Raw genomic sequence first — 19093 nt, 5'->3', positions numbered from 1 at the left:
CCTCAGTAGGCCCCGTTGACGTTGTCGATGGACCCGTACCTGGCGGCGGCGTAGTTGCACGCCGCCGTGATGTTGGCGACGGGGTCGTAGCTGTCCATCGACGTACCGGGCACGTGGTAGGCACGGAACGTGGGGTCGATGATCTGGAGGAGTCCCTTGGAGGGCGTGCCGGCGGCGGCGTTGGAGTCCCAGTTGTTGATGGCCCGGGGGTTGCCGGAGGACTCGCGCATGATGTTGCGGTGGATGCCCTCGTAGCTGCCGGGGATGCCGTGCCGGGCCATGACGGCCAGCGACTCCTTGATCCAGCCGTCCAGATCGTTCGTGTACGTCGCGGGCTGCGCGGCGACGACGCCGGTGGACGGCGCCGGGGTCGCCGACGCAGTTCCGGCGACGGCCAGCGGGAGCACGAGGGCGGCCACGCCCGTGCCCACGGCGATGAGACCCCGGACCGGCGGGACGGGCCTGCGACGACGGTACGCGCCCTTTGCGAGCATGGTGAGTTCCTCTCCGTCGCCTACGAGGTGAGCTGTCGGGTTCGGGCGGGAGGTGCCCGGCCGCACACGGATGCGGCTTCACCCCGAGCCGTTCCGGGGACCGGATCGGCGGCTTGCCTGGGTCCCCCGTTCCTGCCGTGCACGGGTGAGTCGGATGGCCGGACAGCGGCAGGATTCGGCGTTCCGTCCGGATTGACGGTGACCGTAGGCGAGAAACACCGAAAGGAACAAGACCAGAATTCCGCACGCAATTCATTCACAAGATCGAATGACCGGGAATTCGGTAACGCACTTCACAACGAACGGCCGAATTCCCTTGCACGGAAAGGGAACCGGCCCATCCGGGGCACCCTCACGGACATCGGACGTGACACGCGCCACTTAATCGCAAAAGGCACATTTTGAATGACATCAAAACCGCACAAAAGGGATATACAACCCTTATCACTCGGTGAGTAAAACGGGGTAGAACCCCCGCGAGTTCGTACGCCCCCTCGTCCGGATTTCTCGCCCGGACGAGGAATACGGGAAGTGCGGGCCCCGCTCTTCGGGGCCCGCACTCCTGTCGGGATCAGAGCCTTTCGAGGATCTTGTTCATCTGCTCGATCTCGGCGGTCTGGGCCGTCACCACGGCCTCGGCGAGCTTCTTCGCCTCGGCGTTGTCGCCCTTCTTCTGTTCGTCCTGGGCCATGGTGACCGCGCCCTGGTGGTGGGCGATCATGAGTTGGGCGAACTTCCTGTCGAAGTCCTTGCCCTTGGCGGCCTTCAGGTCGTCCATGTCCTTGTCGGACATCATTCCGGGCATTCCCGCCCCGTCCGAGCCGTGATCCATTCCGGGCATGTCACCCATCGGGGCTTCCGGCAGCGGCTTGCCCCACGACTTCAGCCAGCCCTTCATCGTGTTGATCTCGGGGTCCTGGGCCTCCTCGATCGCGGTGGCCAGCTTCTTGATCTCGGCGTCGGCGGCCCGGCCGTCGGCCAGCTCCGCCATCTCGATGGCCTGCTGGTGGTGCGGGATCATCTCCTGCGCGAACTTCACGTCCGCGTCGTTGAACGCACCGCCCGCGGCGGCCGGTGCGGATGCGCTGCCGGAGCCGTGGCTCATGCCGGGCATGGACGAGCCGTCGGACTTCGGGTCGTCGGAGGAGCCGCACGCCGTGAGCGCCAGGGCGAGGGCGGCGACGGTACCGGCGGTCGCGAGGGCGCGACGGCGACGGACAGCGGTGGGCAGGGAAACGCGCATGCTGGGTTCTTTCCAGGTGGACGCGCCACGTCGGTGGCACGCGGAACGGGTGGGGTCGTCCGACCGGTCCGGCCTCGGCCGACCGGAACCGGCGGCCCCGTCACGTCCGCGCGACGCACACCTGGATCAGCAGATCCCTGCCGCCGAACGGCGGCCCCCGTCGTTCCGGCCCGCGCACGGCCGCCCGGCGCCCGGCGACGCCCCGGGCCGCCAGGACCACCAGGCCCAGCGCGAGGAGCAGCGGCAGCACCCGGTCGCGGGCCTGGGTGAACACGCACGACTCGCCACTCGCCGAGGACCGGTCCTCGGCCGCCCGGACGGGGCCGTCCCCGTGCTGCGCGGCGGCGTGGCCGGCCATCTCCATGGGCACGGCGGGCCGGGGCCCGGACGGCTCCGGGGCCGTGGTCATCGCGTCGTGGCAGCCGCCGGCCGCGCCGACCGGGGCGCCGTGCATGAGGAACAGTCCGCACAGGACGGCGCACAGCACGAGCAGCCGGGACACTCCCGGTGCACGCGTCGGTCCGCGATCCACGGCTGCCTCGAACTCCTCGGTCGTACGGGTCCTGCGGTACGGGCCCCGACGATACCCCCACCGGGTTTGTCCGGCCCACCGCGCCCCCTGTCGGACACCTCGCTCGGCTACCGTGCCCCCGGATCGGGCGCCCCGGCCGTCCGCGGACCTCCCGCACGGGGCGGCCGGCAGGGAGTGGAGCGATGAACACATCGGCGGGAACGGGCGGGTTGAGGCGCCGGCTGGGCGTGTTCGACGCCGTGGTGATCGGCCTGGGATCGATGATCGGGGCGGGTGTCTTCGTCGCACCGGCGCCCGCCGCGGGCGCGGCCGGGTCGGGTCTGCTGATCGGTCTGGGCCTGGCGGCGGCGGTGGCCTACTGCAACGCGACGTCCTCCGCGCGGCTGGCCGCCCGCCACCCGGAGTCCGGCGGCACCTACGTGTACGGGAGGGAACGCCTCGGCGACTTCTGGGGCCACCTCGCCGGTTGGGGCTTCGTCGTCGGCAAGACGGCTTCCTGCGCGGCGATGTCACTGGTCGTCGGCTCCTACGTGTGGCCCGGCCGGGAGCATGTGGTGGCCGTCGCCGCGGTGGTGGCGCTGACCGCCCTCAACTGTGTCGGCGTGCACAGGTCCGCCCGGCTGACCCGGGTGGTCGTCGCCTTCGTCCTCGCCGTTCTCGCGGCGGTGGTCGCCGCCGGGCTCTGCGGCGGTACCGCGGACGCCGGGCGCCTGGCCGTCGGGGCGGACACCACGGTCGGGGGTGTGCTCCAGGCGGCCGGTCTGCTGTTCTTCGCGTTCGCGGGCTACGCGCGGATCGCCACGCTCGGGGAGGAGGTCCGCGACCCGCGGCGCACCATCCCCCGGGCGATCCCCCTCGCGCTGGGCATCGCCCTGTTCGTCTACGCCGCCGTCGCCGTCACCCTGCTCGCCGTCCTGGGCCCCGAACGGCTCGCCCATTCCCCGGCACCGCTGGCCGAGGCCGCGCGGGCGGCGGGGGTGCCCGGTCTCGTGCCCGTGGTCCGGGCCGGTGCGGCCGTCGCCGCGCTCGGCTCGCTGCTCGCACTCGTCCTGGGTGTCTCACGCACCGTCCTGGCCATGGCCCGTGACCGTCATCTGCCGCACGCCCTGGCCGCGGTGCACCCGCGTTTCGGGGTTCCCCACCGGGCGGAGCTCGTCGTGGGTGCCGTGGTCGCCGTCGTCGCCGCCACCGCGGACGTCCGGGAAGCGATCGGCTTCTCGTCCTTCGGCGTCCTCGTGTACTACGCCGTCGCCAATGCCGCCGCCTGGACGCTCGGGCCCGACGAGGGCCGGCCGCCCCGCGCCGTGCCCGTCGTCGGTCTGGCGGGCTGTCTGCTGCTCGCCTTCACGCTGCCGTCGGCGTCGGTCGTCTCCGGGGCCGCGGTGCCGGCGGCCGGGGCCGTGGCGTACGGCGTGCGCGGGGCCCTCGGGCACGCCCGCCGGTGACGGAGCCCGGCGGACGGGTCGCCGCCCGCCGTGCCGTTCGCGACGGCCGGACCGACGGGCGGGCGCGGTCGTCAGCGCGGCGGGTCCTCCCCGACCAGCCCGTCCACCGACTCCCGGATGAGGTCGGCGTGGCCGACGTGGCGGGCGTACTCCTCGATCATGTCGATCAGGACCCGCCGCACGCTGGGCGATTCACCACCGGGCGTGGTGTACCGGCCCGGGCTCCCCGGGCCGCCGTCGGCCAGGGCCTCGGCGACCAGGGCGCGGGAGCGGGCCACGGCGTCCTGCCAGAGCGTCAGCAGTTCCTCGGGGGTGTCCTCGGCGGCCGACGTCCAGTCCCAGTCCGGCTGGTTCTCCCAGTCCACGGTGTCCCAGGGGGCTCCCGGTTTCCGTGCGAGCAGCAGCCGGGAGAAGTGCGTGTCCTCGACGTGGGCCATGTGCTTGAGCAGTCCGCCCAGGGTGACCCTGGACGGGCCGAGGGTGGTACGCAGACCGGTCGCGTCCAGTCCTCCGCACTTCCATGCCAGGGTGGTCCGTTGACGTTCCAGCGAACCGACGAGGGTGGCGGCCTCGTCGCCCGCGAGCGGTGGTTCTGGGAAGACCGGCTCGTTGTGATCACTCATGGCGGGCAGGGTACGGCCCCGCACCGACAGGCCGGGTTGCCGGCTTTTTCCGGGCCGGTGCGCCCGGCGGTGCAGGGGAGTTGACGGCGGGTCAGGTAGCGGTGTCGCCGCTTCCGCGAAGGCGGTCCGCCTCCCGGGTCCAGGCGGCGTCGCGCAGCAGGCGCAGGCCGTTGAGGCCGACGAGGACCGTGGAGCCCTCGTGTCCGGCGACGCCCAGCGGGAGCGGCAGCGTGCCCGCCAGGTCCCAGACGACGAGTCCGGTGATGAACACGCCCGCGATCGCGAGGTTCTGCACCACGAGGCGGCGGCAGCGGCGCGAGAGCGCCACGGCGGTGGGCACGGCGGCGAGTTCGTCGCGGACGACGACGGCGTCGGCGGTCTCCAGGGCGAGGTCGGAACCCGCCCGGCCCATGGCGATGCCCGTGTGGGCCGCGGCCAGTGCCGGGGCGTCGTTGACCCCGTCGCCGACCACGAGCACCTTCCGGCCGGCGCCCTCCAGTTCCTTGACGGCGTGGACCTTGTCCTGCGGCAGCAGGCCGGCCCGGACGTCGTCGATCCCGGCTTCGGCGCCCAGGCGGGCGGCGGCGCGCGGGTTGTCGCCGGTGAGCAGGACCGGCGCGCCGCCGGTGAGGCCGGTGAGGCGTTCGACGGTGGCGCGGGCGTCGGCGCGCAGGCGGTCGGCGATGCCGAGGACGCCGACGGGCGTGCCGTCGAGGACGACGAGCACGGCGGTGCGACCCTCCTCCTCCAGGCGTGCGGCGAGTGCGGCCGCCTCCTCCTCGTGGCCGGTGGCGGTGGCCGGCAGCCGGGCGGGGGCGCCGACGGCGACCGTGCGGCCGTCCACGGTGGCGGTGACGCCGGTTCCGGGTGCCGAGGCGAACTCCTCGGCGGCGGGCAGGACGAGCCCGCGGGTCCGGGCGGCTTCGGTGACGGCGCGGGCGAGGGGGTGTTCGCTGGGGTGCTCGGCCGCCGCCGCCAGGGTGAGCAGGGCGTCCTCGGTCAGGCCCGGACCGGTGAGGGGGCGGATGTCGGTGAGGCGGGGAGTGCCCTCGGTCAGGGTGCCGGTCTTGTCGAGGGCCACGGCGTCGACCTGGCCGAGGCGCTCCATCACCACGGCCGACTTGATCAGCACCCCGTGCCGTCCGGCGTTCGCGATCGCGGAGAGCAGCGGCGGCATGGTGGCCAGGACCACGGCGCACGGCGAGGCGACGATCATGAAGGTCATCGCCCGCAGCAGCGTCGGCTGCAGGGCCGCGCCGAAGGCCAGGGGCAGGGCGAACAGGGCCACGGTGGCCGCCACCATGCCGATCGAGTAGCGCTGCTCGACCTTCTCGATGAACAGCTGGGTGGGCGCCTTCGTGCCGGACGCCTCCTCGACCATGGCGACGATCCGGGCGATCACCGAATCGGCCGGGTCGCGCTCCACGGCCACCCGCAGCGCCCCGGTGCCGTTCAGGGTTCCCGCGAAGACCTCGGTGCCCGGTTCCTTGGGCGCCGGCAGCGGTTCGCCCGTGATGGTCGCCTGGTCCACCTCGCTCGTTCCGTCGAGCACCCGGCCGTCGGCCCCGACGCGCTCGCCGGGGCGGACCAGGATCACGTCCCCGACCCGTAGTTCCCGCGCGGGTACGGTCTCCTCGGTGCCGTCGTCGAGGATGCGGGTGGCCGTGTCGGGCGCGAGGTCGAGCAGTCCGCGCACCGAGTCCGCCGTCCGTGCGGTGGCGAAGGCCTCCAGGGCGCCCGAGGTGGCGAAGATGACGATCAGCAGGGCCCCGTCCAGCACCTGTCCGATCGCGGCCGCGCCGAGGGCGGCGACCACCATCAGCAGGTCCACGTCCAGCGCCTTCTCCCGGAGCGCCTTCAGGCCTTCCCGGCCCGGCTCCCAGCCGCCCGCGGCGTAGGTGAGCGCGTACAGCGGGCCCCAGGTCCACTCCGGCGCGCCGAGCAGGTGCAGGGGCAGGGCCGTCAGGAACAGGGCCAGGGCGGCAACCGCCCAGCGGACCTCGGCCAGGGCCAGGAGGCGGGTGCGCCGGGCGGCCGCGTCCCGGGCGGGACCGGCGGGCGGGGCCGGACGGGTGAGGGTGAAAGACATGGGCGGTGGTCCTCCACGCGAGAGGGCGGAGCGGTTCGACCTCCGCACCATACAGGATCACATGAACACTCATTCATGCATACACCTCCGTAGGATGAGCGCATGGGCCACGGAGCTGACGCGAACACTGCCGCCACCGCGCGCGAGCGCCTCGACGCGGTGGGGGCCACGGATGTGGCGGCCACCCTCCAGGCCCTCGCCACCCCGTCCCGGCTGCGCATCCTCGCCCGTCTGCAGGAGGGCCCCTGCCCCGCCACGGAACTCGCGGACGCGGTCGGCATGGAGCAGTCCGCCTGTTCCCACCAGTTGCGGCTGCTGCGCAACCTCGGCCTGGTCACGGGCGAGCGCCGGGGCCGCTCGGTGATCTACGCCCTGCACGACAACCATGTGGCCGAACTGCTCGACCAGGCCCTCTTCCACGTCGAGCACCTGCGCCTGGGCCTGCGCGACGTCCCGGCGCGGGCCGTCGCGGGGGCCGATGACCCGGCGCCCTCCCCCGCCGGCTGAGTCCGCGGGCCCCGCCGCCCGCGTCATCCGGCGGGAACGGCCGCCAGGAAGTTCCGGAGAATCTCGCCGAAGGCGTCCGGCCGCTCCATGTTGGGGTAGTGGGCGGTGCCCTCGACACTCGCCTCGCGCCCGTCGGCGACCGTTTCCACCAGGCGCCGGGCCATGGCCAGGTGGTCGGCCGAGTCGATGGAGCCGTGCACGGCCAGCACCGGGACCCCGATCCCCGCCGCCCGCGCCCAGGTGTCGGGAACGGGAACGCGCAGGTCCGGCTCGCCGGCGCGGTGCTTGGCCAGCGTCCGGAAGGTCATGTCGCGCAGCCGCCGCACGACGGTGCGGTCGACGTCGTCGAGCGTGCGGTGCGGGCCCGCGGCGAAGAGCATGAAGGCGTCGACCCAGCCCTCCACGTCGCCCTCGCCCAGCGCGCGGGCCTGTGCGGCCAGAACCTTCCTGGACCAGGGGTCGTTGAATTCGGGCTCGCTCGTGGCCGCGCCGCCGACGACCAACGCGCGGACCAGGTCCGGGTGTTCGAGCGCGGTGTCGACCGCGGTGGCCGCACCCATCGACACCCCGGCCAGGACGGCGGGCCCGGCGTCGAGGTGGCGCAGCAGCGCGGCCAGGTCGTCCGTGGGGCGGAACGGCCGGCTCGCGTTGGACGATCCGCCGTGCCCACGGGCGTCCGGCACGATCACCCGGTGGGTCCGGGCGAGGTCCGGCACCTGGTCGTCCCACATCCCGTGGTCCAGGAAGCCGCCGTGCAGCAGCACCAGCAGCGGGCCGTCCCCGGCGTCGCGGTACACGAGGGGGCCGTCCCCGGTGTCGAAGGAACTCGGGTCGGAAGCAGCAGTCATGACAACCAAGGTGCCATTCGATCGCCAACTTGGCAACCAAGGTGTCATCATGGTCGGGTGACCGAATCCGAACGCCCCCTGCCTCCCGAGGAGCTCGCCCACCAGCTCACGGAGGTCTTCGCCCTGGTGGGCCCGCTCTACCGGCGCGTGCAGCGCAAGGTGGAACAGAACGCCCCGATCGAGGGCCTGTCCGTCGGTGTGCGCGCCGTGCTGGACCTGCTGCGCGAGAACGGCCCCATGACGGTCCCGCAGATGGGGCGCGCGCAGGCGCTGAGCCGGCAGTTCGTGCAGCGCATGGTCAACGACGCCGCGGCGGCACGGCTCGTCGAGGTCGTCCCCAACCCGGCCCACCAGCGCTCGTCGCTGATCCGCCTGACCGCGGCCGGCCGGGAGGCGATCACCGCCGCGCTCGCCCGCGAGCAGTCCCTGCTGCGCCAGGTGGGCGGGGATCTCACCGATGCCGAGGTGACGGCCTGCGTGCGGGTGCTCGGCCACATGGTGGAGCTCTTCGACCACGTCGACGTGGACCACCCCTAGGGTCTTCCGTCCGCATCGCGCCGGGGCCGGTCCGGACGAAAGGCCCTGGCCGCACCGCGATCCGGCGCGCGCCCGGGGGCTCCATCACCGAGTGCGGATCCAATTGCCCCCGTCTACGCTCATATGTGGATCTATGCCGCAGAGGCCGTGAATCAACAGGAAGCGAGATCCTCCATGGAGCGGCTCAAGCGGTCGGGACTCGCCGGGGAACTCTCCGCGGAGTTCCTCGGCACGATGATCCTCATCCTCTTCGGCTGCGGCGTCGTCGCCCAGGTCGTCGCGGGCGGTGCGCTCACCGACCCGCCGGGCGGTCTGGGGAACCACGACAGCATCGCCTGGGCCTGGGGCCTCGGAGTCACCCTGGGCGTCTACGTGGCGGGCCGGCTGAGCGGGGCTCACCTCAATCCCGCCGTGACCCTCGCGCTCGCCGCCTTCAAGGACTTCCCCTGGAGAAAAGTGGCGCCCTACTCCATCGCCCAGTTCGCGGGCGCGTTCGTCGCGGCGCTGCTGGTGCGCTGGAACTACACGGAGGCCCTGGCGAAGGCCGATCCCGGACACACCATCAAGACGCAAATAGTGTTCTCCACCCTGCCCTCCAACGGGAACACCGCGCTCCCGGTGCACGAGTGGGGGGCCTTCCGGGACCAGATCATCGGCACCGCGATCCTCGTCCTGCTGATCTTCGCGGTCACCGACCTCCTCAACACCCCGCCGGGCGCCAATCTCGGCCCGTTCGTGGTGGGCCTCATCGTGGTGGCCATCGGCATGGCGTTCGGCACCAACGCCGGATACGCCATCAACCCGGCCCGTGACCTCGGGCCCCGGCTCGCGAGCTTCCTCACCGGCTACGGAGGGGCGTGGCGGGACCAGTACGGAAACCTCTACTTCTGGGTGCCGATCGCGGGCCCGCTCATCGGCGGCCTGGTGGGGGCGTTCTTCTACCAGGCCTTCATCACCCGGTTCCTGCCCTCGGCGGAGCCGGAGCCGGAGGGAAGTCTCCCCCTGCCGCCGGAGAAGTGACCTCCGGTTCCCTCACCGGCCCGACCCAGGAGAGGAAGCACGCCATGGCGGACTTCATCGGCGCGGTGGACCAAGGCACCACCAGCAGCCGCTTCATGATCTTCGATCACGACGGAAACGAAGTGGCCAAGCACCAGTTGGAGCACGAACAGATCCTGCCCCGCCCCGGCTGGGTGGAGCACGACCCGGTGGAGATCTGGGAACGCACCAACTCGGTGATGCAGAACGCCCTGCGCACCGGGGGACTGAGCGCCACGGACCTCGACGCCATCGGGATCACCAACCAGCGCGAGACGACCGTCGTGTGGGACCCGCGCACCGGCCGCCCGTACTACAACGCCATCGTGTGGCAGGACACCCGTACCGACGCGATCGCCCAGGCCCTGGAGAACGAGGGCCACGGCGAGGTCATCCGGCGCAAGGCGGGGCTCCCCCCGGCCACGTACTTCTCCGGCGGGAAGATCAAGTGGATCCTCGACAACGTCGAGGGCGTCCGCGAGGCGGCGGAGCAGGGGCACGCGGTGTTCGGGAACACCGACTGCTGGGTGCTGTGGAACCTCACCGGCGGTCCCGACGGCGGCATCCACGCCACCGACGTGACCAACGCCAGCCGGACGATGCTGATGAACCTGGAGACGCTCGACTGGGACGACGAGCTGCTGGACGTCTTCGGCATCCCCCGCGCGATGCTCCCGGCCATCAACTCCTCCTCCGACCGGGAGGCGTACGGCTGCACCCGCACCTCCCGCCCCCTGCGGGCCGCGATCCCGATCACCGGGGTGCTCGGCGACCAGCAGGCGGCCACCGTGGGGCAGGTGTGCTTCGAGCCGGGCGAGGCGAAGAACACCTACGGCACCGGCAACTTCCTCGTGCTCAACACCGGCACCAAGCTCATCCGGTCGCGGCACGGGCTCCTCACCACGGTCGCCTACCGGTTCGGGAAGAGCCCGGCGGTCTACGCCCTGGAGGGCTCCATCGCGGTCACCGGCTCCGCGGTGCAGTGGCTGCGGGACCAGATGAAGATCATATCGAACGCGAGCGAGAGCGAGCACCTCGCCCGGACGGTCGAGGACAACGGCGGGATGTACTTCGTACCGGCCTTCTCCGGCCTCTTCGCCCCGTACTGGCGCTCCGACGCGCGGGGCGCCATCGTCGGCCTGGCCCGGTACAACACCAACGGCCATCTGGCGCGGGCCACCCTGGAGGCCATCTGCTACCAGAGCCGGGACGTGGTGGAGGCGATGGAGCAGGACTCCGGGGTCCACCTCGACGTGCTCAAGGTCGACGGCGGGGTCACGGCCAACGACCTGTGCATGCAGATCCAGGCCGATGTCCTCGGCGTCCCCGTCAGCCGTCCGGTCGTCGCCGAGACGACCGCGCTCGGTGCCGCCTACGCGGCCGGGCTGGCCACCGGGTTCTGGGAGGACGAGGGCGAGTTGCGCGAGCACTGGCAGGAGTCGAAGCGCTGGGAACCGCAGTGGAGCGAGGAGCGGCGGGCGGAGGGCTACGCGAACTGGAAGCGGGCGGTGCAGCGGACCCTCGACTGGGTCAGCGTGGGGTGACAGGTCCGAGGGGCCGTGCGGGCGGGCCCGGCCGGGTACGCCCGCACGGCACGCACCGGGGCTCAGCTCCCCGTACGCAGTCCGGCCAGGAGCTGGTAGACGGTCTCGGTGCCCTGCCGCAGCGCCTCGACCCCGATGTGCTCGTCGGTGCCGTGCATGCGCTTGAGCATGTCCCGGTTCACCGTGAACGGGTACATGCCGTACACCGGCACCCCCTGTTCCCGGAACGGCACGGCGCTGGTGACGGCCTCGAACTGGCAGGGGGTGGCCCGTACTCCGGGATGGGTCCGGCCCACGGCGTCCTGCCAGGCGCGGAAGACGTCCGTGTCGTGGTCGGAGTCGGGCGTGGCCAGATAGCCGCGCAGCCGGTCCAGGGCCTGCTGCTCGCTCTCGCCCGGATTCCCGACGACGGTCAGCTTCGCCCGGTTGCCGATCAGCGAACGCAGTTCGGCGACGGTGCGTCCGGGGTCCTCGGCCCCCGGCAGGAAGGCGGCCCGGAAGTCCGCGGTCGCGGTGCCCGGCACGATGCTCGGGTAGTAACCGGACTGCGCCGCCGTGAAGGCGAGCGTGGTCCGCAGCATGGCGTTGTGCAGTTCCGGGGTCTCGCTGAGCCGCACCACCGCCTCGCCCGCCCGGTCCCGCTGCTGTTCCGTGCGGGCGTCGAGCATCTCCCTCAGCGCCTCGGCGAAGGGCCGGTCGGTGGTGGCCTCGGCCAGTTCCGCGAAGTACCGCCGGGACAGCGCGTTGGGGCGGATGTGGGCGCGCCACTCCCCCAGCAGGTCGAGCACCTCGCCCAGTCGGACCACCGCCTGGCCGGTGAACGGCTTGGAGGTGTGGGTGGCGTAGGAGGAGGTTTCCAGGCGCAGCAGCAGGGAGCGTTTGTCGTTGCAGGTGAGCGAGGCGATCATGGGCGTCGTGCCGTCGCGCTGGTTGAGCACCCAGCCGCCCTCGGTGAGGACCGTGCCCGCCGTCACCCGGCCGGGGTGTTCGGTGAGGAACCAGCGCACGCCGTAGGGGCCCTGTTCCTCGTCGCAGTCGGACCAGAGGACGATGTCGCGGTCGAAGGCCGTGCCCTCGCGGACGTGGCGCAGCAGGGCGGCGACGAAGGCGGCGTTGACGCCCTTCATGTCGAGCGAGCCGCGGCCGTACAGCTTGCCGTCCTCGATCTCCCCGGCGAAGGGGTCGGTCCGCCAGGTGTCGCCGATGGCGGGCACCACGTCGGAGTGGCCGAGCAGGACCAGCGGGTCCTTGCGGGCCGGGCCGCTGCCGGGCACGCGGGCGAAGAAGTGGACGTTGCCCTCCTTCGGGGTGGGCACGATCTCGGTGTCGACGCCGGCGGCCCGGAAGACGTCCTGGAGCATCCGGGCGAGCGGCAGGGTGACCGCGCCGTCACCGGGGTTGCTGGTGTTCTGCCGGATCATGGCCACGGCCAGGTCCACGGGGTCGGTGGGGTCGCCGTCGAAGAATGCGCCGCCCGTCGGGGTGGCGGTGGCGGCCCGTGCCCCGGACGGCGTCGAGGCCACCGCGCCGATTCCCAGCACGGTGCCCGCCACGGCGGTCGCCCCGGCGCCGAGCACGGAGCGCCGGGACGGTCCGCTTCCCGGCAGGCCCTCCAGGCAGGCGGACACGACCGCCGCCGGGTTCTCCCGGTGGGTGTAGTGGCCGCCCTCGACGGACGCCATGGTGCAGGTGCCGCGGGTCCACTCGGCCCAGCGGCGCACGGTGACCTCGGGCACGTGCGGGTCCTCGGTGGCCCACACCGCGCGCAGGTCGACCTGCGGCAGGGGGCCCCGGCGGCCGTCGTACCCGGCGGCCAGCCGGAGGTCGGCGATCACGGGCGGCAGCAGCACCTCCTCGAACTCGGGGTCCGCCAGCAGTTCCGGGTCGGTCAGTCCGGTCCCGACGACGAAGGCGCGGGCGTCCTCGACGGTGACGTCGCTGCCGTGGCCGTCGAAGTCGCCGGGACACTGTCCGGCCACCGCGCACAGCCGTGCGACCGGCACCCCGGCGTCGAGGAGCCGGCGGCACGTCTCGTACGCCAGCAGGGCCCCGAGGCTGACGCCGATCAGTACCAGCCGCCGCCCGTCGCGCAGTTCGCGGATCCCGGCCGCCACGGCGTCCGCGTAGACCGTCATGTCGGTGACGGGTTCCTCGTCGACGCGGCTGCCGCGGCCCGGTGGTGTGACGAGCACGAGGGCGGTGTCCTCGGGGAGGCGGCCGTGCCATGGCGCGAACGAGGAACCGTGGGCGCCGGTGGGTGCGAAGCAGACGGCGAGGGTGGTGGCCGGGGTGGACCTCGACCGCTCGTCCGGCATGCTCAGCCAGGGGCCGTTCATATCTGCTCCTCCTGTCGGATCTCGCGGCACAGGGCGGCGATGGCGGTGACGGTGGGCGCGCCGAGGATGCGGCGCAGCGGCACCCGGCGGCCCGCCGTGTCCGCGAGCCGGTTGGCGAGCCGCACGGCGAGCAGGGAGTGGCCCCCGGCGTCGAAGAAGTTCTGGTCCGCCGAGGCGGGCGGTGCGCCGAGCAGTTCCTGCCAGAGGGCGGCGACGGCGGCCTCGGTGTCGTCGGCCGGGGTGAATTCGCCGGTCCGTTCCTGACCGATGCCCGCCACGAGCGTGCGCAGGGCGGCGCGGTCCAGTTTGCCGTTGGTGTTCAGCGGGAGGTGCGGGAGCTGCTGGACGCGGGCGGGCAGCATGTAGTCGGGCAGCCGGTCGCGCAGGTAGGCGCGCAGGGCGGCGGGGTCGGTCTCCTCGTCGGAGGTGAGGCAGGCGATGATGCTCGTCCCGTCGTCCTCGCTCTGCGCGTATGCGCCCGCGTCGGTGACGCCGGGCGCCTTGCGCAGGGTGGCCTCGATCTCCTCCAGTTCGACGCGGTAGCCGCGGATCTTGATCTGGTTGTCGGTGCGGCCGGTGATCTCCAGTGCGGAGTCCGGGAGCAGGCGGCCCCGGTCGCCGGTCCGGTAGTGCGTCGCCCCGGTGTCGTCCGTGACGAACCGGCCGTCGCCGTCGCCGCCGACGTAGCCGAGGGCCAGGGGCGGTCCGGAGACCCACACCTCGCCGGTCACGCCGGGCGGCAGCCGTCGGCCGAGCCGGTCGCGAACCGAGAGCGAGGCGCCCGCGACGGGGCTGCCGACGGGGACTCGTTCGGCGTCGGCCGGCAGTACGGCGGTGTCGTAGGCGGCGACGTTGGAGGCGGTCTCCGTCATGCCGTAGAGGTTGAGCAGGGTGGTGTCGGGCCAGACCTCGCGGAAGCGCAGGACGGTGGCCACGGGCAGGGTGTCGGCGCCGCTGGTGACCAGGGCGGGTTGGTGTCCGCCGGGGCGTTTCGCGCTCTCCTCCAGGAGGCCGGCGATCAGTTGCGGGGTCAGGAAGAGGTGGGTGATCCGTTCCTGTTCGACGGCGGCGGCGAACAGCACCGGGTCGAGGAGTTCGTCGGTGCCGAGCACCACGGACGGGACGCCCTTCAGCAGTCCGCCCAGCAGTTCCCAGGGCGAGGCGACCAGGGCGAGGGATTTCTGGACGGCGAGCACCGCGTCCGCGGGGAAGGGGTGGTCCCGCCACATCCACTCCAGCCGGCCGCGGACCGAACGGTGGCTGATGCGCACGCCCTTGGGGTTTCCGGTGGTCCCCGAGGTGTAGACGATGTGGAACAGCGCGTCGTCGTCGGGCTCCTGCTCGGGGGCCCGGTGCAGCGGCCCCTCGGTGAGGGGGGCGAGGGTGACGCGGGGGGCGTCCAGGGTGGGGAACCGGTCGAGTCCGGGTTCGGCCAGCACGCAGTGCGGTCCGGTCTCCTCCACCATCCGGCGCTGTCGTCGCACGGGGGTGGCGGGGTCCAGCCCGAGGTAGGCGGCGCCGGTCCTCAGCACGGCGAGGACTCCGGCGACGGCGGCGGGACCGCGCTGGGCGGCGAGGGCCACCAGCGAGCCGGGACCGGTGCCCCTGGCGGCGAGCCGGGCGGCCAGTCGGCCGCTCCACTCGTCGAGTTCGCGGTAGGTGACCTCGGTTCCGGCGTGGCGCAGGGCCACGGCGCCGGGGTGGGCCTCGACCTGTTCGGCGAAGAGTTCCAGCAGGGTCGGCGGGGTCATCGGTGATCGTCTCCGGGCAGCAGATCGAGGGAACGGACGGTGGTGTGCCCCGCGTGCTCCGGGTCGGTGAGGGCCCGCAGCGCAGTCAGGGTGGATTGCAGTACGTTGCGGGCGGCCGGGGCGTCGAGCAGTTCCTGCTGGTAGGCGTACTGCAACAGCAGCCGGTCCGGGCCGTGCGGCTGGACGTAGAGGGCGCAGTCGTACTTGGTGTGGCCGGTGTCGAGTTCGACGAAGCGGAAGGTGACGCCCGCCGCGGTGGTGGCGCGTGCCGGGTACGGCAGCATGTTGAGCATGGTCTGGAAGACCGGGGTCGCCGACGAGCTGCGCGTCGCGGCGGGGAGCCGTCGCAGGGTCCAGCCGAAGGGGTGGTCGGCCGCGGCGTACGCCTCGTACACCGTCTCCCTCACCTGTGCGGTGAACCCCGCCAGGGTCGCGGCCGGGTCGATGCGCAGCCGCAGCGGCAGCATGGCGAGCACGAAGGCCGGCACCTCGGCGGTCTCCGGCCGTTCCCGGCCCGCCATCGGGGCGCCGACGATCACCTCGTCGGTGTCGCCGTAGTAGCTCAGGGCGAGCGCGTAGGCGGCCAGCAGCGGTACGAACGCGGTGGCGGACGCGGCCAGCGCGGTGGCGTGCAGCCGCCGGGACAGGTGCTCGTCGAGGACCGCCTCGGTGATCTCGCCCCGGTAGGTGGGTGCGACGGGCCGCTGCTTCTGCGCGATCCCCAGCACCGGGAGGTCCCCGGAGAGCCGGTCGAGCCAGTACTCCCCCGCCCGGGTCACCTCCTCGGTGGCCAGCAGCTCCGTCAGGTGGTCCAGGTAACGGTCGTACCGGGTGGCGCGTTCGGGGTCGGGGCCGGCGGGAGGCCGTTCGTACAGCTCGGCGAGGCGTTGGAAGAGCACGGTGGCGCCCCAGCCGTCGAGGAGCAGTTCGTGCATGGTGACCAGGAGCCGGTGCTGTCCGTCGGGCAGGCGGAACAGTTCGGTCCGCAGGGCCGGTCCGGTGAGGAGGTCGAAGGGTCTGGCCGCCTCCCGGGCGGCCTCGGCGCGGAACTCGTCCGCGGTGACATCCCGGGCGCGGTCGGGCAGCGGCACCTCCCAGTGCGGGTAGTGGTGCACCACTTCCTGCCCGTCCGTCCCGTCGGTCTCGTGGAACCGGGCGAGCAGCAGCGGGTTCTCGCCGAGCAGCAGGTGCCAGGCCCGGGCCAGCCGTGCCGTGTCGAGGGGGCCGTCGAGTTCCAGGGATCCCTGGTAGCTGTAGTAGGGGCTGAGCGGGTCGAGCCGCCAGTGGAAGTAGACCCCGGCCTGCTGGGGGGTGAGCGGGCGGGTCCGCGGCCGGTCCCGGGGCGGTTCGGCGGGGGCGGGGGCCGGTCGCCGCTCCTCGTGGCCGAGGGCGGCGAGCGCGGCGGGGCTGCCGTCGCGCAGCACGTCGCGCAGGCTCGCGGCCGACCCCGTCCGGCGCAGCGCCGCGACCAGGCGCATGGCCAGCAGCGAGTCGCCGCCCAGTTCCAGGAACCTGTCGTCCCGGCCGACCCGTCCGGTGCCCAGGAGTTCGGCGACGAGGTCCGCGACGGCGCTCTCCGCCGCGTCGCGCGGCGGGGTGTACGGCCGGGTCCCGGGGCGGTCGCGGCGCGGCGGCGCGGGCAGGGCCCGGTAGTCCGTCTTGCCGTTGCGGGTGAGCGGGATGCGGGGCAGGACGACGAAGGTGCGGGGCACCATCGGTGCGGGGAGCCGCTCGGCGAGGTGGGCGCGGAGCGTCTCCTGCGGCACCTCCTCGTCGGCGGGGGTGACGTAGGCGACCAGCCTCGGCGGTCGTGCGGCCGCCGGGGTGTGGGCGCTCTCCCGGGCGACCAGGGCACCGGCGTCGTCGGGGGTGTGGACGGTGACGGCGCAGGCGGCGACGGCGGGGTGGGTGCCGAGCACCGCCTCGATCTCGGCGAGTTCCATGCGTACGCCGCCGAGCTTGACCTGCCGGTCGACCCGGCCCAGGTACTCCAGCTGGCCGTCCGGCAGCACGCGTACGGCGTCGCCGGTGCGGTAGAGGCGTCCGACGCCGTCGCCGAAGGGGTCGGTGAAGAAGGCCCGGGCGGTGCGGGCCGGGTCGCCCAGGTAGCCGCGGCCCACGACGATCCCCCCGACGAACAGTTCGCCCGCCTCCCCGTGCTCGCAGGCGTGCCACCGCCCGTCCTCCTCGCGCAGCACGTGGAGTTCGGCGTTCCCTACGGGTGATCCGATCGGCAGGTGGCGCACTCCGTCGGCGGGCGGGCCGAGCACGGCGTGGGTGACGTCGTCCGAGCACTCGGTGGGGCCGTACGCGTTGAGCAGCCGGATGTCCGGCAGGGTGTCGTGCCAGCGCCGGGCCAGGGCGGGCGGCAGTTCCTCGCCGGTGGCGATCATCCAGCGCAGTGCGCCGGGTCCGGGGCCCGTGCTCTCCCGCGCGTCGAGGAGGAAGCGGATCAGGGTGGGCACGGTCTCCAGCACCGTGGTGCCGCGGTCGCGCAGTTCCGCCAGCAACAGGGCGCCGTCCTGGGCCCGTTCGTCGTCGAAGATCTGCACCCGGCCGCCGACGAGCAGCGGGGCGAGCATCTGCCAGACGGAGATGTCGAAGCCCAGCGGTGCGGTCTGGGCCAGTCGGTCGTCCGCGGTCAGCCCGAGGTCGTCGACCTTGGCCCACAGGTGGTTGAGCATGCCCCGGTGCTCGATGACCGCGGCCTTGGGGCGGCCGGTCGAGCCCGAGGTGTAGAGGACGTAGCGGATCTCGTCGGGGGCCATGGGGGTCGTGCGGGTGTACGGGAGGTCCGCCGGTTCCGGTGCCGTGACGGGTACTCCGGCCGCGCGGGCGCCCTTGACGAGTTCCCCGGTGTCCGCCGGCCCGCCGGTGACCAGGGCGAGGACCGCGCCGCTGTCGGTGAGCAGGGACTCGACGCGGGCGGCGGGCCAGCCCGCGTCGACCGGCAGATAGACGGCGCCGAGCAGTTCCAGCGCGAGGAAGGCCGTGACGACGTCGATGCCGCGCCGTCCGCCGACGGCGACGATCCGCCCCGGCGAGACGCCCTCGGCCGCCAGCCGCGTGGCGGTGCGGCGCGCGCGGTCCGCCAGCTCGGCGTATCCGACGGCCGTCCGTCCGTCGTCGATCGCGGTCCTGGCCGGGTGCTCGGCGGCGTGCCGTTCGACGTGGAAGTGGACTCCTTCGCCCAGTTCGTACGGTTCGCTGCGGGTCAGTGCCGTGGCGCGGGCGCGTTCGCGGGCGCCTTCCGCCAGGGGGAGCACCGGGTACCGCTCGGGCACTCCGGTCACCGGTCCTCCTTCTTCTCCGCGACGACGAGCAGGTACTCGACGGGCACGCCGGTGCCCCGTTCGTCGGTGGTGTGGAAGTCCTCGGTCATCTCGGTCATCTCCGCCCGCAGTTCCTTCCATCGCGAGGGCGGCGAGATGGTGTTGCGTGCCGCGATGCAGGGGCCGAAGCAGTTCTCGAAGAAGGTGACCAGGTCGTCGGCCGTGCCGAACGGGTAGAAGAGTTCGCGGCGTTCGGCCGTGACGGTGAAGCCGGGGCCGAGGAGTTCTCCGAGGTAGTCCGGCGACCCCCACAGCATGGGCTGTCCCTGGTGTCCGTTGGGCGAGGCGAAGTAGGCGGAGAGGATCGCCTGGAAGTGCGCGGTCCAGCTGCGGGCCGTCCAGTTGCACATGCCGATCCGGCCGCCGGGCCGCAGCACCCGGGCCATCTCGCCGGCCGCCGCGGTGTGGTCGGGGGCGAACTGGATGCCGTAGGTGGAGGTCACCAGGTCGAACGAGGCGTCGGCGAAGGGGAGTTCCTGGGCGTCGCCGCGGTGCAGGTCCACCTGGACGCCGGCCTGCGCGAACCGTTCGCGGGCGTCGGGGAAGAACTCGTCGGTGAGGTCCAGCCCGGTGACCACGGAGCCGCACAGGGCGGACAGCAGCGCGACGTTGCCGTTTCCGGTGGCGACGTCGAGGTGGGCGGTGCCCGGGGCGGGGGCGAGCCGCTCGACCAGTTCGACGGCGCCGGGCCGCAGCAGGTCGGCGACGTGCCGGTACTCGCCGTACGACCACATGGTGCGGTTGATCTCCTGGATGTTCGGATCGATCGTCACG

The 19093-nt window shown here is 73.0% G+C and carries 15 protein-coding genes and 1 riboswitch; of the genes, 5 read left to right on the top strand and 10 right to left on the bottom strand.

Features of this window, described 5'->3' with window-relative positions; translation table 11 throughout:
- Nucleotides 1–2: 2 nt before the first annotated feature.
- The 3 genes from OCT49_RS32815 to OCT49_RS32805 form a co-directional block, all read right to left on the bottom strand.
- Entirely contained in the window at nt 3–494 is a 492-nt protein-coding gene (locus OCT49_RS32815; RefSeq protein WP_283855426.1) for a transglycosylase SLT domain-containing protein, read from the bottom strand.
- Between the two features lie 2 nt (nt 495–496).
- Nucleotides 497–685: riboswitch (cyclic di-AMP (ydaO/yuaA leader) on the bottom strand.
- Nucleotides 686–1065: 380 nt separating this feature from the next.
- Nucleotides 1066–1737 (bottom strand): DUF305 domain-containing protein, encoded by a 672-nt coding sequence (locus tag OCT49_RS32810; protein WP_283855425.1) that lies wholly within the window; start codon nt 1735–1737, stop codon nt 1066–1068.
- A 100-nt stretch (nt 1738–1837) separates the two neighbouring features.
- Nucleotides 1838–2269: a hypothetical protein gene (locus OCT49_RS32805; RefSeq protein ID WP_283855424.1), complete on the bottom strand. Its 432-nt coding sequence runs from the start codon at nt 2267–2269 to the stop codon at nt 1838–1840.
- Nucleotides 2270–2451: 182 nt separating this feature from the next.
- Here OCT49_RS32805 and OCT49_RS32800 point away from each other — a divergent pair, with 182 nt between their 5' ends.
- The gene (locus OCT49_RS32800) at nt 2452–3714 is read left to right on the top strand and encodes an APC family permease (RefSeq protein WP_283855423.1); all 1263 of its coding nucleotides are present in this window, start codon (nt 2452–2454) and stop codon (nt 3712–3714) included.
- Between the two features lie 71 nt (nt 3715–3785).
- Here OCT49_RS32800 and OCT49_RS32795 read toward each other — a convergent pair whose 3' ends face one another.
- Both OCT49_RS32795 and OCT49_RS32790 read right to left on the bottom strand, forming a co-directional pair.
- Complete coding sequence (locus tag OCT49_RS32795) at nt 3786–4337, bottom strand: DinB family protein (protein WP_283855422.1); 552 nt, start codon at nt 4335–4337, stop codon at nt 3786–3788.
- Nucleotides 4338–4428: 91 nt separating this feature from the next.
- The gene (locus OCT49_RS32790) at nt 4429–6426 is read right to left on the bottom strand and encodes a heavy metal translocating P-type ATPase (protein WP_283855421.1); all 1998 of its coding nucleotides are present in this window, start codon (nt 6424–6426) and stop codon (nt 4429–4431) included.
- 102 nt (nt 6427–6528) lie between these two features.
- Here OCT49_RS32790 and OCT49_RS32785 point away from each other — a divergent pair, with 102 nt between their 5' ends.
- Nucleotides 6529–6933, top strand: a complete 405-nt coding sequence (locus OCT49_RS32785) for an ArsR/SmtB family transcription factor (RefSeq protein ID WP_283855420.1) — start codon at nt 6529–6531, stop codon at nt 6931–6933.
- Nucleotides 6934–6956: 23 nt separating this feature from the next.
- On the opposite strand, the gene OCT49_RS32780 is transcribed toward OCT49_RS32785, so the two are convergent.
- A complete protein-coding gene (locus OCT49_RS32780; protein ID WP_283855419.1) occupies nt 6957–7781 on the bottom strand; it encodes an alpha/beta fold hydrolase in 825 nt (274 codons plus the stop codon).
- A gap of 57 nt (nt 7782–7838) precedes the next feature.
- On the opposite strand from OCT49_RS32780, the gene OCT49_RS32775 reads away from it, so the two are divergent.
- The 3 genes from OCT49_RS32775 to glpK all read left to right on the top strand — a co-directional run bounded on the left by OCT49_RS32775 (nt 7839) and on the right by glpK (nt 10900).
- On the top strand, nt 7839–8318 hold the full coding sequence (locus OCT49_RS32775; protein WP_283855418.1) for a MarR family winged helix-turn-helix transcriptional regulator: 480 nt from the start codon (nt 7839–7841) through the stop codon (nt 8316–8318).
- Nucleotides 8319–8492: 174 nt separating this feature from the next.
- Nucleotides 8493–9338 carry an MIP/aquaporin family protein gene (locus tag OCT49_RS32770; protein ID WP_283855417.1) on the top strand — a complete coding sequence of 282 codons (846 nt, stop codon included), beginning with the start codon at nt 8493–8495 and terminating at the stop codon, nt 9336–9338.
- Nucleotides 9339–9382: 44 nt separating this feature from the next.
- Nucleotides 9383–10900, top strand: a complete 1518-nt coding sequence (glpK, locus tag OCT49_RS32765; protein WP_283855416.1) for a glycerol kinase GlpK — start codon at nt 9383–9385, stop codon at nt 10898–10900.
- Between the two features lie 62 nt (nt 10901–10962).
- Here the strand turns inward: glpK and OCT49_RS32760 are convergent, their stop codons facing one another.
- From OCT49_RS32760 to OCT49_RS32745, 4 genes are read right to left on the bottom strand one after another with little or no spacing between them, the layout of a single operon-like run.
- The gene (locus OCT49_RS32760; RefSeq protein ID WP_283855415.1) at nt 10963–13236 is read right to left on the bottom strand and encodes a M20/M25/M40 family metallo-hydrolase; all 2274 of its coding nucleotides are present in this window, start codon (nt 13234–13236) and stop codon (nt 10963–10965) included.
- Nucleotides 13233–14987: a non-ribosomal peptide synthetase gene (locus tag OCT49_RS32755; RefSeq protein ID WP_283855414.1), complete on the bottom strand. Its 1755-nt coding sequence runs from the start codon at nt 14985–14987 to the stop codon at nt 13233–13235. The genes OCT49_RS32760 and OCT49_RS32755 overlap by 4 nt, the downstream gene beginning before the upstream one ends.
- Nucleotides 14984–18280, bottom strand: a complete 3297-nt coding sequence (locus tag OCT49_RS32750; RefSeq protein WP_283855413.1) for a non-ribosomal peptide synthetase — start codon at nt 18278–18280, stop codon at nt 14984–14986. Before OCT49_RS32750 ends, OCT49_RS32755 begins: the two co-directional genes overlap by 4 nt.
- Nucleotides 18277–19092 (bottom strand): class I SAM-dependent methyltransferase, encoded by an 816-nt coding sequence (locus OCT49_RS32745; protein ID WP_283855412.1) that lies wholly within the window; start codon nt 19090–19092, stop codon nt 18277–18279. Before OCT49_RS32745 ends, OCT49_RS32750 begins: the two co-directional genes overlap by 4 nt.
- Between the last annotated feature and the right edge of the window lies 1 nt (nt 19093).

It is taken from the genome of Streptomyces sp. ML-6 (assembly GCF_030116705.1).
Classification (GTDB): Bacteria; Actinomycetota; Actinomycetes; order Streptomycetales; family Streptomycetaceae; genus Streptomyces.
This window is presented reverse-complemented; position numbering and strand designations above follow the sequence as displayed.